Genomic DNA, 16,749 nt, shown 5'->3' with positions numbered 1-16,749 from the left:
TAATGAGTTGGGAGCGTCAAAAATCAATAATATCAGCTAAGCCCGAAGAGCCTTCATTCACCCTGTGGATAATGGCAGGGGTTCTGGCACTGGTCGGGTGCATACTATTATTTGTCCTGCATGCTAATAAACTGGCAGGAGTACTTAAAGCATATAATCTTTGGGCTGCCACCTCATTTCCTGCTGTTATCTGGATATTCTTTCTCTGCCTGCGCAGCTGGCTCTACAACAACGCGTTTAACAGACATGAATTTGAATTAAATGAAGCAGAATTTGCACAACAGCAGTGGGAAGAGTGGGCTGGCCGCAACATCGCAGTCCTGCACAGCGGTGTTATATTGCCTGCAAATCTGACATCTAAAATTCTTTTGGCTTCTCCGCCAACACTGGAGCAAAGCACATTTTTATCCCGACGAATCGCTCTACACACTCCTGAGGCGCACTTTTCTGTTTTGCTAGCAGGGGTAAATCAGGCTTTGGCAACGTTGCCTTCAGGTATCGTACCTGTCGTTACATTGCTGACCGATTTTTCTGATGATTTGCCTGCGTTGCAGGCTGCATTTATGAATGCCTGGCAGAGAGATATTCCCGATCGCCCGGGACCCCGGTTGACCATTCTTAAGTCGAAGTCCTTCCTTTCACTGGATGAGCGAATTCGCGCGCCTGCGCTGGATGTGGAAATAATCCTGATTCATCAGACTCAGGGAGGAGATGCGTATAGTGATGCGCTGGCTCTTCTTATGATGACCTCCGATGATGTGGTCACAAAATTCAACCTCTCTTTCAACGCCCGTATTTTGCGTCCAATGGCACTTGACAGGGAAATATCAGAAACGTCGCTGGATACGTTTTTCTCAACGCAAACGCAGGCCTGTTCAACGGTCAGTATCGTTGGTGACAAAGTGGATTGGGGTAATGCATTTTTTCGTTTGCTTAATTCAGCCAGAGAATATGGCGGTTACTGGAAACCTGAACAGCTTCACTGGCTGGAAAAATATGCCGGAATAAGTGGCCCCTTCTCTCCATGGATACTAGCTGCTGTAGCCAGCGATATCGTCAATATACAAAAAGCGGACTGCCTGATGCTCTCAAAGGATGATGAGCAGAAATTTATTAATACGGTGCAAACAGGGAATATAACTAATGAAAACAGGTGACTCTTTATGGCGTGGAGAATGGGGCCGGCTGGGATTCTCCGCCCTTATTGCAGGAGGGATTGTCTGGCTGATATGGCACTTTGGCGACAGGATTGGGCTACATACTACGCTTATGAAAATGCTGGTACTTGCCGGTGCGTTATTTCTGTTGATGATGCTTCGTCATGGCAGAACAATGTGTCTGGCTATTCAGCAGGGCTGGCATCGCTTAGAGGCTAAGCGAAAGAATGTCCTGCCTGCTGATGAAAGTCGTGTTGCACAGACCGCACCGCGTAACGTCACCGTTGATGCTATCCGCCTTACCCTGCGTAACCTCCACGGTCGCCGCTGGGCAGGTAAAACGCGCATCCTGCTGATAACCGGCGCAGTTGATGAAGTGGAACAATTAACCCCGGGCCTGCCGGCTCAGCTCTGGCAGGAAGACCGTGGCACGCTGCTGTTGTGGGGTGGCGATCTCAACACACCTCCGGACATAGCCTGGCTGATGGCGTTACGCAGGTTGCGTCGCCGTCCGGTTGATGGAATGGTGTGGGTGACCCCGGCGTTCGACCAGCTGTCAGCGCCGGGACTGAAGCAGCCGCTGTCGCTGCTTTCTGAGAGCAGCATGGATCCCCTCTCTCATGCCATTCGCGCCCGGATGGATGCGCTGGGCTGGAAGCTTCCGCTATATGTCTGGTCCCTGCATACGTGCGCCGGTAAGCCGGAAGGTCGTATCACGCAGGCCACTGGCTGTCTGCTGCCTGCTGCCTGTCATAATGAGGCTTTAACAGAAACGCTGACTGCCCTGACGCCGGCACTCATCTCGCAGGGGCTGCAGCAAACCTGTGGTGAGGCAAAACATAACTTTCTTTTGACGCTCGCTGACCAGCTCAGCCGCGGGGCGGAGAACGTGTCTGCACTCCCCTCAGTGCTGCTCACTCCATTTAGCCCACTACCGCTTGCGGGGCTGGTGTTCAGCCAGCCTTCTGCGGGTGCCAGGCAAGCTGCTATGCACCACTGGCGCATGGATAAGTGCTGGGATGTTCTGCCTGCTTCAGTTCAGACACTTCCTGCAGAGCTTCGGCCACGTAAGCCGGGCGTTCCATGGCAAAAGGTGATGGCGTCTTGTGCTTCTCTGGCAGTGGTGGGTTGGGCTGCGTGGATAGGCATGGCATACGTAACTAATTACAGACAGATTGCTGAGGTAAATGCTCAGGCCGCGCTTGCCGTCAGGCCGAATCAGTCGCCTGAACAGCGCATGAACGCGTTGACTGCATTTCAGAATACGCTGGCTCGCCTGGAGTATCGCGCGGAACATGGCGTGCCATGGTATCAGCGCGCCGGGCTTAGTCAGAACGAAGAACTGCGGTCTGCCTTATGGCCACGCTACCTTGAGGCAGCACAGTCTCTGCTGCGCGACGCCGCCGCAGACTGGCTCACCGATGCACTGCAGGCTTATGCCGCACTCCCGCCCGACAATCCGCTGCGCGAAACGCAGGCAAAGCAGGCCTATGTGCATCTCAGACTCTATCTGATGCTGGCGCGTCCTGAACGTATGGATGCCGCCTGGTTCAGCCAGACGCTGATGCAGAGCTGGACGCAGCGGCAAGGTCTGGATGACGCTCGCTGGCAGGGAAGCGGGCAGCTGCTGCTGGCCTTCTATGCGGAGCATCTCATTACGCATCCCGAATGGGCACTGAAAGCCGACCCGGATCTGGTCGGGCAGGTACGCACTCTGCTGGTACGCCAGATGGGGGTGACCAACAGCGAATCGCGGCAATATCAGCGGGTGATTGCCCGGATAAAGCACCAGTACGCCGATATGCGGCTGGCCGATATGAGCGGGGATACGGATGCCGGTCGCCTCTTTACCACCGATGAGGTTGTGCCCGGCATGTTCACCCGGCAGGCGTGGGAAGAGGGTGTTAAACCTGCCATTGAACAGGTGGCACGTGAGCGGCGTGAAGAGATTGACTGGGTGCTGAGTGATGCACCGCCGCCCGCGGGTGATGCTGCTTCGCCTGAGGCACTGGAAGCGAGGTTCGCCAGCCGCTACTTTGCCGATTACAGTGCGGCCTGGCTGCACTTCCTTAATAGTCTGCGCCTGCAGCCCGCGCCAACGCTCTCCGATGCAATTGACCAGCTCACGCTGATAGCGGACGTCAGACAGTCGCCGCTGGTAGCGCTGATGAACACGCTCAACCTGCAGGGGCGTACTGCACAGAGCGGCGACGCGATGAGCGACTCGCTGGTGAGATCGGCGCAAAACCTGTTTAACCGGGAGAGGCGCCCGGCGATTGACCAGCGCAGCGGCCCGCGGGGGCCGCTTGATGCCACCTTCGGACCGCTGCTGGCGCTGACCGATAATCAGAGCAGCAGCACCCTGAGCCTGCGCACTTTTCTGACGCGCGTGACCCAGGTACGCCTGCGTCTGCAGCAGGTCACCAGTGCGGCAGATCCGCAGGCGATGACGCAGGCGCTGGCGCAGACGGTATTTCAGGGCAAGAGCGTTGATCTGACGGAGACACGTGACTACGGCAGCCTGGTCGCCGCCGGACTGGGACAGGAGTGGAGTGGTTTCGGGCAGACAGTGTTTGTGCGCCCGATAGAACAGGCGTGGCGGCAGGTGCTGATGCCGGCTGCAGGGAGCTTCAACGCACAGTGGCAGCAGGCCGTGGTGAACGAGTGGAACCGCGCATTTGACGGCCGCTACCCGTTCAGAAACGTCAGCAGCGAGGTATCACTGCCGCTGCTGGCGAAATACCTGAATGCAGAAAACGGACGCCTTACCCGCTTTCTGCACGCTCGCCTGAGCGGCGTACTGCACCGCGAAGGGACCCGCTGGGTACCGGACCGCATTAACGCCCGCGGACTGACATTTAATCCGGCTTTTCTGCAGGCGCTTAATCAGCTCAGTCAGATTGCTGACGTGGTATTTATCAGCGGTGATGCCAGCCTGCATTTTGAGCTGCGTCCGGGAACGGCAGCAGACGTGATGCAGACTGACCTGATAATCGACAGCCAGAAGCTGACTTACATGAACCAGCAGCCGGTCTGGCGGCGCTTTACCTGGCCTGCCGACACCGAAGCGCCGGGCGCATCGCTGAGCTGGATCAGCACCAAAGCAGGCAGCCGTCTGTACGCTGACATGCCAGGCAGCTGGGGATTGATTCGTCTGCTGGAGAAGGCGCAGGTCAGTGCCAGACCGGGGTCCGGCAGCAGCTGGCAGCTTACCTGGCATGCCCCTGACGGACGGCCGTTAAATTATATCCTGCGTACCGAAGCCGGCGAGGGGCCGCTGGTGCTGCTGAAGCTGCGCAACTTTACGCTTCCGTCCGATATTTTTATCACCGGCAGCACCCAAAGCCCGTCGGATGATGCTGACTTCAGTGAGGAGGAGTGATGCCCCTGCAATCCCTGATTAGCGCCTGCGGCATGGATGCGGAACACCTCCGCGTACAGGCTGCTGAGCACATTCTTTTATGGGAGCACTGGCTGCAGCCTGTGAATGCCAGCCTCCCCGCCGGTGAAGATCCGACCTATACCGATGCGTTTCAGCAGATGCAGGAAGAGATGAACCGGCTGTCTGGTGCGGATACGACGCTTATCTGTTCGCTGGCAGCGCAGATACTGACGTCGGAAGCGAAAGATATCCGCGTAGCGGTCTGGTATAGCCTCGCCCGCCTGCAGCAGGATGGCGAAGAGGGGTTTGCTGAGGGCCTGGCCCTGCTGGCGGGTCTGCTGCAGCGCTTTGGTGACGACCTGCATCCGCAGCGAACGCGCAGTCGCGAGGCGGCGCTGAATTTTATATCCAGCGCGCGCGTGCTGGACACGCTGACGCTCTATCCGGAGGTGACGATCGCGACGGCGCAGCGCACCGTGGCGGCGCTGCTGGCTATTGATGACATCTGCAGGACGCAGGGCGGCACCCATTCCGCAGGGCTTTACAGCGCGCTGGAGTCCCGGCTGCTTAACGCAGGCGGTCCTGATGCGATAGTGCCGCTGACCACAGCAGACAGCCGGCAACCAGACGCGTCTTCAGCCTCAGCTGCGCCAGCTCTGGCTGCCATCAGCTCCGGGCGGGAGCTGATGGAGCAGGCGCGAGCGCTGGCAGCTTATCTGCGCGAGCAGCCAAATGGCGCGCTGGCCGCACACCGGCTGATGAAAACCCTCCGCCATGACACGCTCAGTCAGCTGCCGCTGTTGTCAGGTAACGGCAACAGTCGTGTTACGCCACCAAAATCTGACCAGCGCGCGCTGCTTAAACGCCTCTGGATCCAGCAGAGCTGGGCCGAGCTGGCTGAGCAGGCGGACAGCCTGTTCAGCCGGGGAACAAACCACTTCTGGCTTGACCTGCAGTGGTATCAGCACCAGGCGCAGCTGCGATCGGGGCATACGGAGTTTGCGGCTATTGTTCAGGATGACCTGAAGGGGCTGCTCTCACGCCTGCGCGGGCTGGAAACGCTGGCCTTCAGCGACGGCATGCCGTTTGCGGATGAGGTGACGCTGAGCTGGATCCAGCAGCAGGTCATGATAACGGAGAGTGCGTCCGGACCCGATCCCGCCGCTGTGACGGGCATGCCGGAAGATGACGTGCTGTTACTGGAGAGTGAGGCCACTGAGCTGGCAGAGAGGGAGGGCATTGAAGCTGCGCTGGCCTGGCTGCAGCAGCGACCCGGTATTCGCACTCCCCGCCAGCAGTGGCTCCTTCGCCTGCTGATGGCACGGATCGCTGAACAGTCTGGTCGTCAGGAACTGGCACTGCAGCTGCTGGGCGCGCTCGATGATACCGCAGAGAGTATGACGCTGGCGGAGTGGGAGCCAGCGCTGTTATTTGAAGTAAAGTCCCGCCGGCTGAAGTTACTGCGTGCCCGCACGGGCCGGAGTGAAACGGATAAAACCCGTATGCAGTCTGACATGGAGCAGCTGCTGGCCGGGCTGGTGACTATCGATGCTGCACGAGCGTCAGTGCTCTTTCCTTAATACGGCCTGACCTCTTTCTTTAATTTAAAAAAAATGGTCCAAAGGAATGATGACATTAATCAGGTGCTTGGTGTGTGCGTTTGCTATTTTAAGTCTGTGTGGCTGTACAGTTTTGATCTGGGGAGTTAACCCATCGACTTCACAACAAATTAAATACCGAAAAGTAGCCAGTGATAATATCGGCGGTGTATACCGCTATAAAGGACTTCAGGCTTCAGTGGTAAATAACAGGACGAGCTATCCTGTGGGTATTCCGCCTGATGGCCTGGCGTTTGTAGGTAAAAAAAATATCTACGTAGTGACTGCGGGAGGTGAACATCTTCTGAAAACAGATGCACTACACAGCCGATATCAGCTTGAATTGAAGGGGAATGATAGAAAAATAAAGCTGGGGCTTGTGTCACCCGCAACTAAACGTTCAGTGGCAAGATTCGAAGGTGATTTTAACGTTATCGCGCGGAACCGTCCGGGGATGACCAGTCCATGCGAAGCACAGGATATGCAGTCACTCGGCTTCCATTACTCTGATAATGCGTGTGTCAGCAGGATAAAAATAAAAGGCGTCATTGTTCCTGAAAAAAGCCTCGGTTTAAGAGATGAACAGCTGAGTAAAACTGCCAGTCAGTACGAAATTGAATTGTGGACCGATAAACAGGTCACCGATATTCATGCCGGTAATATTCTGACCAATGTGATTCTTACCCCGGTTGCGGCTGCAGCGGACATTATTTTCTTCCCGATATCGCTGACGTTTCTCAAATTGATGATTGATATGGGTGCGTTCAAATAAGAGAGGCTCGTCAGAACATGAAAAACTTAACCCTGCGCTATTACGATATCGAAATGCGCTATCTGCGTGACGCCGCAAAAGAATTTGCCGAAACCCATCCTGACCGCGCCGCCATGCTCAACCTGGATCGCGCTGGCACGCCAGATCCCTTTGTGGAACGCCTGCTGGAAGGCTTCGCCTTTAGCGTAGGGCGACTGCGTCAGAAGATTGATGATGACCTGCCGGAACTGACCGAGGGCCTGGTCAGCATGCTCTGGCCGCACTATCTGCGCACCATTCCGTCACTCGCCGTGGTGGCGCTGACGCCGGACCTGCCGAAAATGAAGATAGCAGAGACGGCGCCTGCAGGGCTGGAGATCTTTTCCCGTCCCGTGGGGCCGAAAAATACCGTGTGCCGCTATCGCACCACAAAGCCGGTCACGCTTAACCCGCTGGCAGTCGCCGGAGTTGCTATGGGCACTGAACCGGATGGGCGCTCTGTGCTACGCCTGCGCCTGACCAGCAGCGGACAGGCAGACTGGAGCCAGTGTGACCTGCGTCAGCTGAGCCTGTGGCTGGGAGAAGATGTGCCCGTGGCGACGGCGCTGCATCAGAGGCTGACCCGCCGTCAGGCGGCGCTGTACATTCGTCTGGCCGGGCAGCCGGAGCGTAGCGCCTTTGACGGCTGGTTCAGCCCGGGCGGATTTGACGAGGATGACCGGCTCTGGCCAAAGGGAGAGAGCGCCTTCAGCGGCTATCAGCTGCTGCTGGAATATTTCACCTTTCCTGAGAAATTCCGCTTTGTGAACCTGAACGGACTGGAGACGCTCTCGCTTCCACCCGGGCTGGCATACATCGATATCGAGGTGGTGTTCAGCGAGCCGTGGCAGAGTGATTTACCGGTGAAAGAGCGCTCTCTGCGCCTGCACTGCGTACCGGTGATTAACCTGTTCGACCTGGAAGCCGATCCGCTGACCGTGAACGGACTGGAGAGCGAGTATCTGCTGCGCGCAAAGCGCCTGCAGGATGGGCACACAGAAATTTACTCAGTGGATGCGGTCAGCGGTTCAGGGCTGGCCGGGGCAGCTGAATATGTTCCGTTCACCAGCTTCCGGCACCGGGGCGGCATGATGCGACGTCATGCTCCGGAGCGCTACTTTCATACCCGCGTGCGCCGGGGGGTTACCGGCCTGCATGACACCTGGCTGATCCTCGGCGGTCAGCAGTGGGAGAAAGACGATGTGCTTTCCCGCGACACGCTTTCGCTGCGCATCACCGGCACCAACGGCCAGCTTCCGCGTCGCGCGCTGCAGAGTACACTGCTGGACCGCTGCGAACAGGTGCTGCAGACGCCGGTAACGGTGTGCAATCTGACCCGTCCGACGCTGCCTGCTTATCCACCCGCTGAGGACCGTTTTCACTGGCGGGTCCTGAGTCACCTCGGCTCGGGCTTTATCAACATGATGAACAGTGCGGAGGTGCTGCGCGGCACGCTGGCGCTCTATAACTGGCAGGATGACGAACTCTGTAACCGCAGGCTGGAGGCGATTCTTGACGTGCAGCATCACCGCCTGCAGCGGTTTGAATCAGGTTATCTGCTGCGCGGTCTTGATGTTGAAGTGACGCTCGACAGCAGCGGTTTTACCGGTGACGGCGACATACATCTGTTTGGTGAAATGCTTAACCGTTTCCTGTCGCTGTATGCGGACATGAATCAGTTCATTCAGCTCTCGCTGATTATCCGGCCTGAAGGAAAATGTCTCCGATGGAAAGAGAATCACAGCCAGCGTCTGCCCGGCTGATAGCACGGCTGGGTAACCAGCTGCCCTGTATGAATTTTTACCGTTTTTGCCAGCTGCTGGAGAAGTGCGATCCTGAAGCGCCGGTACCAGGCAGCGGCTGGCAGGTGCGACACGAGCCGGTACGGTTCAGGCCGCACCCCGGCATGGGGTTTCCGGCAGGTGAAATTCGCGGGGCTGACACTTCCGGGCATCCGCACCTTCCGCCCACGGTACGCATCAATTTTATGGGGCTGTATGGCACGGCATCTCCGCTGCCAACGCACTATATCGACGATATCACCCGTCAGCGCGAGGGCCACGAGGCGCTTCAGGATTTTCTGGATATTTTCAGTCACCGGCTGACCACGCAGTTTTACCGTATCTGGCGCAAATACACCTATCCGGCCACGTTCGCACCTGGCGGCACCGATAAAACCTCTCAGTACCTGCTGGGGCTGGCTGGTCTGGGGATAAACGGCTGTGCGCAAAACATCGCCACGCCGGTTTCCCGCTTTCTGGCGCTGTTACCGGTCATGATGCTGCCTGCCCGGACCGCAGAGGGCATGAGCTCGCTGGTGATGCTGCTGGCACCGGATACGCGCGCGCAGATCGTTCCGTGGGATCCATGCCGTGTTCCCCAGCCCTGCCGTTTACGTCTGAGCACGCAGCAACCGGTCAGTCTGATGCGCCGTCCGGTCATGGGGACGCATGCCACCGACGTTAACGGACAGGTATTACTGCGACTGCTGACCGGTAACCCGGAGGAGGTGCGTGGCTGGCTGCCCGGCGGACAACTGCACGGCGATCTGATGGCGCTGCTCCATGTCTACCTCGGGGCAAAGCTGGATGCGCGGCTGGAGCTGTGCGTCGAGCGCGCCATGCTGCCTGATGCGCAGCTGAGTTGCCGGACAGAAGCGGCACAACAGCTGGGCCGCACCGCGTTGCTGCCTCAAAGAAACCTGAATGCCTCACGCAAACCTGATTTACTCACCATTCCGCTCGGTCGTTATCAGCGCGTCCGGGTACAACTTTCAAGGAGTGAAACCGATGAACAGGGCGACTACCGCTGGTAAGACGCTTATCCCTCTGATGCTGGCGCTAAGCGCCAGCGGCTGCGGTCTGACGCAGAAAGTATCCGAGGGCACCGCCTCCGTCACAAACTCTCTTTTTTACAAACAAATACGCACGCTGCACCTCGACTTTCGCGCCCGCGAAGGCGCCAACCGCAACGCGCAGGGCGCTGCGCTCTCAACCGTGGTACGCATCTGGCAACTCAGCGACCGTCAGGCCTTTGACGCCGCCGACTATCCTGCACTGTTAGCGGCTGACAGCCACGTGCTGAGGGCAGAGCTGATGGCGCAGAAAGCGATCCGGGTGCGTCCCGGTGAGTCGGTCAGTATTGATATGCCGATGGAGGAGAGAACAGAATTTGTGGCGGTGGCCGGGCTGTTTCTGTCGCCAGATACTCAGGATGATACGTGGCGACTGCTGCTGACCCGCGCAGACCTCCATCCGGACAGGGCAAGGGTAATTGAGCTGGGTGACGGCACGCTGACGCTGGTAGCGGAAAAGGGGGAAAGACCCTGATGCAGCCTTCACTTTACGACATGCTTTACGGCAATTTTAGCGGCGGCCTGGATCTGGATGCGGTGAGCGAACGGGAACAGATGATTTTGTCAGTGCTGGATAACCTGCAGCGCATTCTTAATACCCGCGCCGGCGCTCTGGCTCATCTGCCCGATTATGGCCTGCCGGATATGACGCTCATCCTGCAGGGGTTGCCCGGCACCGCACATCAGCTGGTGCATATTCTCTCTGACGTATTACTGAAGTATGAGCCCCGGCTGAAACAGGTTGATGTGGTGATGCTGGAACAGACGCAGCTTGGTGAGCTGCGTTATGCCATTGATGCCGGGCTGGACGTCGTGGGTAGGGTGCGCTATGGCACTGACTTTATGCCGGGAGGAAAGGTGCTGCTGCGGCATCTGCGCCAGCAGAATGTGATGACTTAAGCCATAGCCGTCAGCCAGCCATGCAGATGAGATCTCCGGTCTGGCACTTCGTCTTTACTTTCCCGCTAACGCTCTGATAACGGACCTGCTTCCGGCAGGTCTGCGGATAACTATGACATTTTCATCTCAGAAATCGCACGTGCTGATGACCGGCGGAGACCCTCGCCTGCATCCCGAATTTATTACTCTGCAAAACGAAATTAAAAAGCTCAGCCATCCCGCCCGGCCCGATATTAACTGGCTGCAGGTGATGGAGAGCTGCACCCGGCTTTTCGGACAGGCTGGAGCAGATCTGCAGTCAGTTTGCTGGTTTACGCTGGCGCTCTCCCATCTTGACGGCGCTAAGGGGATGCGGGAGGGGCTCAGGGTCACGGAGGCACTGATGCGCTCACGCTGGCAGACGCTCTGGCCCCACCAGCCTGCAGACCGGATAGCGATCCTGAGAATGCACTTTCAGCGCCTGCAGTTTCTGTCACGCACCTGGCCAACAGATAAGCCGGATACGCAGATCCTGCTAAGGGAGTGCGCAACATATCTGGATCTGATTGAGCAGCATCTGGCGCAGGCGGGCCTCAACGCCGCGAGCGGTATCCGCAAGCTGTGCGATAACGTCAGAACAGCAGCCGAAAACGCGGAGACGTCACCGGGCCAAAGCGACATAGCAACTGCACGCAGAAGCCGCCCGCGCGAGGCGTTTTCCGACCCGGCTCCGGCAACGGCAAAGTCACCAACCTTTATCATTCGTCCTGAAACAGAGCCTGGACCAATGTTTTCAGGCCGCTATGTCAGACCTTTTATCGCAGGCATGGCCGCTATGCTGGTGGTGGTTGCAACAGGCGCAGGCGGCTGGCTTTATGCCCGCCAGCCCGGTGAAAATACGCGTATGCTCTCTGCTGCCGTACCTGCGCTTCCTCATCCGCTGACAGAAGAGCAGCGGGCAGGCATCCGGCAGGATCAGCGTATCAACGCAGCAGAGTGGATCAACACGATCAAAACACAGGCTGAACGGTTTGATGCCGCCGGCATCGGCAGGGCGGGGAGCTACAGCGTCGATGTTGCGCTGCTGGCCGGCTCGCTCTGGCCGGCTGAAGAGTTAACACGCCGACTGCTGACAGACGCGGTCGCCAGAAGAGAGGCGATGACAGCCTCGCCGGAAGCGGCAGGCGCCTGGCAGCAGGGGATGGAAAAACTCAGCCTGCTCAGTGAAAAGCTCAATGCGCTTGATGAGAAGCGGGGGCGTTACCTGACCGTCAGTGAGCTGAAGTCAGCAATATTTTCCACTCAGCAGGCATTCAGCCTGCATATCCCCGCCGAAGAGTGGCTGCGCCAATATGAAGATTCTGCCTCTCCGGCCGGGGAGGCGCAGTTTAAACGGGCAATCAGTGAACTGCAGGCGCGGTACGACATGATTCGCCTTCGCAGGGCACTAAGAGACCCACAGTAAAAACGGAAAAACTCAGCCTGTTCGTTTGCTGATATTTAAATCCGGAGCGACAGCATGACGCTATACAATATAAACCTGAATTTCAGAAGCTATTAAGACTTCTCATTATCAGACTTTACTCCCGGGGGATCGCTGCAAACCCGGTAACGATAGTTGCTATGCTTTTTTCTTTGGCATGAGGAATAACATTGATGTGCTTTCCTGAACCACGCTTTGTTATCAGTCTGATAACGCTCTGTTCTTTCGCACGACATTAGACGTTATCGATGGCATGTTAACCCGGTAGTACAATCAGCAATCCTCAGCAATAAAATAACTGAAAAGCACAGTGGCTGCTGAATTACTCTATATTTCAATTGTTCGGCCGTACATGCAAAACCTTTTCACTATAAGCAGTGGTGTTATCGGGAAGGTCTCTATTTACAAAGGACATAGCGCCGATCACAACGTTATCACCGATCCGGATCCTGTCAGCGATGATGCAGGAACCTGCACCAATACTCACATTATTGCCAATAACAATTGATATTGGCTCTTTATCAGCATTTGCGCCGGTAATGCCAATCGTGGTGTTTTGTCTTATCCGCAAGGAATGACCTGTGACGACCGAACCGTTTATCACAATTCCCTGATGATGAGAAATCACCATGCCGGGGCCGATATTTGCCCCTAACTGAATTTCAGTTCCATATTTGAAAATGAGGCGTCTGTTTATGTTTATGGCCCGTTTTTTCAGAAACTTATTGCCTGAGTGGTGCCAGTACGACGCTATGCGCCACCAGAAGTGATAACGGCGATTCGGGCATTTAATCGCTTTATGCAGCGTCCCAAACCACGAAAAATCCTTAGAACTCATCATCACTTCACGGCGTAAGCATTCGTGTAAGTGCTCCAGTCTGGCTTGTTTATCCACATCTCACCTTTCATTTTTCGCGGGGATCTGAAGCCAAAAGCCTGCGGGAAACAACCCTGAAGATATGAGTTAGGCGGGCAAGGCTTTGTGAGTATTCAGAAAAATGCGTATCTCTACAACTTTTGTGCTCAGCAGCCAACAAAAAAGCCACCCTGAAAGGTGGCTTAACTGCATGATTAATATCATCAAATTTGGTGGCCCCTGCTGGGTTTGAACCAGCGACCAAGCGATTATGAGTCATATGAATAGCTTGTTTCATCATTTTCCATCTTTAATCATGCCATCTTTTTAATAATATAAATCAGTTGGTTACCTTTGCGTCTTCGTTTCATGTTGTTCCGGGTTTTTCCTTTCAGTATCATCCTTACGTCACCTGCTACATCACCCAGAAAACGGCAGTAAAACTTTTCTCGTAAGGATTTTCTTTTGGCAGATAATTTAACGGACTCAATGGTACGCGGACTGAAAGCGCGCGATTCAGCTTATCAGGTATGGGACAAGAGTGGTGAGCGTGGAGCAGGGCGTCTGGGGGTTAAAGTTGAGCCATCCGGGCAGCGGGTTTTCTACTATCGCTACTACTGGGATGCTAAGCGCCACTTTATTCAGTTGGGTCGTTATCCTGAAATGTCATTAGCTCAGGCTCGTCAACTTGCGAAAGGTTATGCCGGTACGCTGAAGGAAGGGAAGAACCCTAAGGTCGAAAAGGCTGAACAGGACATCGCGCTGGAAAAGCAAAAGCGTGCCGAACAGTTAAAGGGCAGCATCGAGCAGCTTATTCAGGGCTACACCAACAAAATGCGGGAGGATGGAAAGCGGACATGGCAGCAGGTGCTGTACCGTCTGGAAAAGGAAACCTATTCCATCATCGCCAAAGATACGAAAGCTAACGAAGTCACACCGCTACATATCAAACAGATTTTGTCTGCCATCATTCAGCGCGGGGCGAGCGTTGAAGCGAACCGTGTGCGCTCTTATCTGATGGCAGCTTTCAACTACGGGCTAAAAGCGGACAACGATCCGGCCAACCACCAGCAGAACGTGATGTTTGGACTTGAGATGAACCCGGTGAGCGTCATTCCTAAGCAGTCGGCTGCAGAGAAAGCGGGAACCAACTGGCTGAAGTTGAATGAGCTGCAACAGCTGATGGGTGACTTTCCCAAAACGCCAAGCGTTGGCAGCACGGTGAGCTTGCTGCTTAATTTATGTGTTTACGCTGGTGGGCAGCGCCCGCATGAACTGGCTTCCAGTCGGTGGGATGCCGTGAACTGGGAAGAGAAAACGCTGTTGATTGTTGCTGACGTCTCAAAGAACAAGCGCGACCATTTGGTGCCATTAACGGATTCAGCGGTTGATATTCTTGAAAGGCTGAAGGTGGAAAACAACAACGATAGTCCGTTTATCTTCCCGCAGCGACTGGATCCGGCCAAGCACCTACGGACTGACAGCTTTGCGCAGGCAATCATCTATTATCGCGAGCATTTTCCTGATCATCCGGTATTTGTTGCGAGAGATTTGAGGAGGACCTGCAAAACGCTGATGGGCGAAATCGGTGTCTCGAAAGAGTTACGTGACCGTATTCAAAACCATGCATTGCAGGATGTCAGCTCGAAGCACTATGACCGTTATGATTATCTTGTAGAGAAAAGAAGGGCATTAGAACAGTGGGAAAACAGGGTTAATCATGTTGAGCAGGCCACCAGCAACGTAGTGAACTTATTCCAGAGAGGATGAGAATTAGCCAAAGATAGTCTCAATTCTTTGAAAAGCATTTACCAGACTGGTTCGTCGGATAGCGTATTGTTGAATAGACTGGGCATTATCGATGAAGCAGAATTTGATGTGTTATCAGTTCAGGCAGATCCTGGGTTACAGTCTTTTTGGAAAGCATAAAGCGTTTTAAAGGCTGTTCAGGCCAAAGTCTCAGACAACTATATGCCGATGATACAGCTTGTTAACGATATTTTGCCGAATTAGCGAGCTAAACCGATAGCTTTTGCTTCAGCTTGATACTGCTTGAGATTTTGCTCAATTTTCTGCACAGCTTCACCCGTTTCAATAGCCGTTGAGCTAGCAACAGAGCGGTAAATTTGTTGTTTGGTGATTTTGGCGCTGGTGGCTCGACTTTGCATTGTGAGGTCCTCATTGTGCTTATTGGATTTGTGGTGGGTGGGTGATGAGCTTACAAAGTGGTTCATCAGATGGTGTTTACCGGGAGGTAGCCCACCATCGAGGTGGGCTAAGCTGCTTAATCCTGTTACCTGGCTCTTGCTCTCATTTCCTGCATGTTCATGCCGTGATGAAAACGCTGATGTCCACACATCCAGCATGAACAGAGGCATGGCGTATGGTAAGCCTTACCGATATTGACGATAGTCGCGCCTTCAGGCCAGCTGTAAGCCGTATTATTATAGCGACCGCGTTTAGTTTTGAGCCTTTTCATATGATGGCGACGAAACGCTCGATTTCTTGTATGCATGGGTAATCCCCGAATATACCGTCGGGGCAGCCACACCTTCGTGTGACCGCCGGAACGGGTATTCGGAGTGGAGGATTTTACGCATTGTTATGATCCTTATTAAAATCCATTCGCCTGAATGCCGGAAAATTCTACTCGTTAGTATTCCAGTTTCTGAAGTGATTTTTCAATCTTTCAACAGTGTGTCGCCACTTTGGCGTTGTCGGTTTACAAACGGTATTTTGATTACCGAAGAACCCAAGTTCATTTACTGCATCCTGTTCACTACGGGTTTCAAGCCATTTAACTGAGACAAAATACTCAGATTTATCGGGATCACCTGAGTTATCGCGATAAAGGTTTCCATGCTTAAGCACGTCCATTGCGAGTTTTTCACCAGCTTCAGTATTGATTGTAAAGCTGCTGGCTGGCTCAACGGCACTTTGCACAATACCGACGCCTACATAACCTGTTTTTGGGATGTTAACCCAGACGCGTTGACCGGGCTGAAGCTGTTTTAAAGTCTGGCTGTACCAGCTTCCGCCACCGGCACTGATAAAGCCATAACGGCGCGCCTCTTCCCAGTTACGACTATTTGAGTCACCGAACGAGACATAGAACTCTCCGTTCCAGGGTTCTTTTGATTGAGCACTCGTACCTGCGGTGGCCTGAGCAGCGTTAGTTTGCGTCTCGCTGGGATCGAGAAGCCAGGCGCGACTTAAAAACTGTTCATCTCCGTGCTGAAAGACTTTGAAGAACAGCACGTTGATAGAGATACCATTTTTGCTCAGGTAGTCGACAATTCGTTCGGTGGACGGATCCAGTTCCGCCGCTACGATAATGATTTGATGCGACTGGTTAATAGACTCTTCTTCTAACTCAGTATTGAAATGTTGCTTAAAGGCGTCACCCAGATTACCGCCGCCAGAAAATTTTTCATAAATCTGTGACAGGCGGTCTGCAGTTAAATCATCTACCCATGAAGCGTAATCCAGCGCCTGAGCGACTACCTCGCGCGGTGTGCGGTCGCGTTTCAGCTCTATCAGGATTAGCGAGGCATCAGGCGCTATCGCCAGCAGATCAATACGCCCCTTATCGAGCGTATTTTCCTGATGGCCGATAATCATCCACTGGTCTGAAAGAATGGTTGGGTCGTTTAAGATCATTCTTTCCAGCAAGCTCTCACTAGCCAGTTTGCTGATAGTCAGTGGCTGAGGGTTATCACCTACACGCCAGATTGCATGGTGAACCGGCAT

General features: G+C 54.7%; 13 protein-coding genes and 1 tRNA gene. 10 read left to right on the top strand and 4 right to left on the bottom strand.

From position 1 onward, the window contains the following. Positions 1-2: 2 nt before the first annotated feature. The 9 genes from SB719_RS06905 to SB719_RS06865 all read left to right on the top strand — a co-directional run bounded on the left by SB719_RS06905 (position 3) and on the right by SB719_RS06865 (position 12,125). On the top strand, positions 3-1,157 hold the full coding sequence (locus tag SB719_RS06905; protein WP_108569926.1) for a hypothetical protein: 1,155 nt from the start codon (positions 3-5) through the stop codon (positions 1,155-1,157). Then, positions 1,144-4,539 carry an ImcF-related family protein gene (locus tag SB719_RS06900; RefSeq protein ID WP_314687026.1) on the top strand — a complete coding sequence of 1,132 codons (3,396 nt, stop codon included), beginning with the start codon at positions 1,144-1,146 and terminating at the stop codon, positions 4,537-4,539. Before SB719_RS06905 ends, SB719_RS06900 begins: the two co-directional genes overlap by 14 nt. Further along, positions 4,539-6,119: a type VI secretion system protein TssA gene (tssA, locus tag SB719_RS06895; RefSeq protein ID WP_412159070.1), complete on the top strand. Its 1,581-nt coding sequence runs from the start codon at positions 4,539-4,541 to the stop codon at positions 6,117-6,119. Before SB719_RS06900 ends, tssA begins: the two co-directional genes overlap by 1 nt. 46 nt (positions 6,120-6,165) lie before the next feature. Then, positions 6,166-6,909, top strand: a complete 744-nt coding sequence (locus tag SB719_RS06890; protein ID WP_412159069.1) for a hypothetical protein — start codon at positions 6,166-6,168, stop codon at positions 6,907-6,909. A gap of 17 nt (positions 6,910-6,926) precedes the next feature. Beyond that, positions 6,927-8,690 carry a type VI secretion system baseplate subunit TssF gene (tssF, locus tag SB719_RS06885; protein ID WP_314687033.1) on the top strand — a complete coding sequence of 588 codons (1,764 nt, stop codon included), beginning with the start codon at positions 6,927-6,929 and terminating at the stop codon, positions 8,688-8,690. Continuing rightward, a complete protein-coding gene (gene tssG / locus SB719_RS06880; protein ID WP_304236233.1) occupies positions 8,645-9,742 on the top strand; it encodes a type VI secretion system baseplate subunit TssG in 1,098 nt (365 codons plus the stop codon). Before tssF ends, tssG begins: the two co-directional genes overlap by 46 nt. Next, positions 9,717-10,256: a type VI secretion system lipoprotein TssJ gene (gene tssJ, locus SB719_RS06875; RefSeq protein WP_314687037.1), complete on the top strand. Its 540-nt coding sequence runs from the start codon at positions 9,717-9,719 to the stop codon at positions 10,254-10,256. Before tssG ends, tssJ begins: the two co-directional genes overlap by 26 nt. Then, complete coding sequence (gene tssE / locus SB719_RS06870) at positions 10,256-10,681, top strand: type VI secretion system baseplate subunit TssE (protein ID WP_304236228.1); 426 nt, start codon at positions 10,256-10,258, stop codon at positions 10,679-10,681. Before tssJ ends, tssE begins: the two co-directional genes overlap by 1 nt. Before the next feature lie 112 nt (positions 10,682-10,793). After that, the gene (locus SB719_RS06865; protein ID WP_314687041.1) at positions 10,794-12,125 is read left to right on the top strand and encodes a VasL domain-containing protein; all 1,332 of its coding nucleotides are present in this window, start codon (positions 10,794-10,796) and stop codon (positions 12,123-12,125) included. A 352-nt stretch (positions 12,126-12,477) separates the two neighbouring features. On the opposite strand, the gene SB719_RS06860 is transcribed toward SB719_RS06865, so the two are convergent. Together SB719_RS06860 and SB719_RS06855 are read right to left on the bottom strand one after the other, a co-directional pair. After that, positions 12,478-13,038, bottom strand: a complete 561-nt coding sequence (locus tag SB719_RS06860; RefSeq protein ID WP_304236223.1) for a serine acetyltransferase — start codon at positions 13,036-13,038, stop codon at positions 12,478-12,480. 192 nt (positions 13,039-13,230) lie between these two features. Next, positions 13,231-13,320 (bottom strand) — tRNA-Met (locus tag SB719_RS06855). Positions 13,321-13,464: 144 nt separating this feature from the next. Here SB719_RS06855 and SB719_RS06850 point away from each other — a divergent pair. Continuing rightward, on the top strand, positions 13,465-14,769 hold the full coding sequence (locus SB719_RS06850) for a tyrosine-type recombinase/integrase (RefSeq protein WP_412159068.1): 1,305 nt from the start codon (positions 13,465-13,467) through the stop codon (positions 14,767-14,769). Positions 14,770-15,008: 239 nt separating this feature from the next. Here the strand turns inward: SB719_RS06850 and SB719_RS06845 are convergent, their stop codons facing one another. Beyond that, positions 15,009-15,377, bottom strand: coding sequence for a hypothetical protein (locus tag SB719_RS06845; RefSeq protein WP_412159100.1), 369 nt, complete (start codon positions 15,375-15,377; stop codon positions 15,009-15,011). A 268-nt stretch (positions 15,378-15,645) separates the two neighbouring features. Beyond that, positions 15,646-16,749, bottom strand: coding sequence for a nuclease (locus tag SB719_RS06840; protein WP_412159067.1), 1,104 nt, complete (start codon positions 16,747-16,749; stop codon positions 15,646-15,648).

It is taken from the genome of Pantoea sp. SIMBA_079, assembly GCF_046940275.1.
Classification (GTDB): domain Bacteria; phylum Pseudomonadota; class Gammaproteobacteria; order Enterobacterales; family Enterobacteriaceae; genus Pantoea; species Pantoea borealis.
The sequence above is the reverse complement of the archived record's forward strand: the minus strand, read 5'-3'. Positions and strand labels throughout refer to the sequence as shown.

Excerpts from the sequence above, each read along its gene's own strand:
- SB719_RS06905 (WP_108569926.1), top strand. The coding sequence starts at position 3 with ATGAGTTGGGAGCGTCAAAAATCAATAATATCAGCTAAGCCCGAAGAG.
- SB719_RS06900 (WP_314687026.1), top strand. The coding sequence starts at position 1,144 with ATGAAAACAGGTGACTCTTTATGGCGTGGAGAATGGGGCCGGCTGGGA.
- tssA (WP_412159070.1), top strand. The coding sequence starts at position 4,539 with ATGCCCCTGCAATCCCTGATTAGCGCCTGCGGCATGGATGCGGAACAC.
- SB719_RS06890 (WP_412159069.1), top strand. The coding sequence starts at position 6,166 with ATGATGACATTAATCAGGTGCTTGGTGTGTGCGTTTGCTATTTTAAGT.
- tssF (WP_314687033.1), top strand. The coding sequence starts at position 6,927 with ATGAAAAACTTAACCCTGCGCTATTACGATATCGAAATGCGCTATCTG.
- tssG (WP_304236233.1), top strand. The coding sequence starts at position 8,645 with ATGTCTCCGATGGAAAGAGAATCACAGCCAGCGTCTGCCCGGCTGATA.
- tssJ (WP_314687037.1), top strand. The coding sequence starts at position 9,717 with ATGAACAGGGCGACTACCGCTGGTAAGACGCTTATCCCTCTGATGCTG.
- tssE (WP_304236228.1), top strand. The coding sequence starts at position 10,256 with ATGCAGCCTTCACTTTACGACATGCTTTACGGCAATTTTAGCGGCGGC.
- SB719_RS06865 (WP_314687041.1), top strand. The coding sequence starts at position 10,794 with ATGACATTTTCATCTCAGAAATCGCACGTGCTGATGACCGGCGGAGAC.
- SB719_RS06845 (WP_412159100.1), bottom strand. The coding sequence starts at position 15,377 with ATGCCTCTGTTCATGCTGGATGTGTGGACATCAGCGTTTTCATCACGG.
- SB719_RS06840 (WP_412159067.1), bottom strand. The coding sequence starts at position 16,749 with ATGCCGGTTCACCATGCAATCTGGCGTGTAGGTGATAACCCTCAGCCA.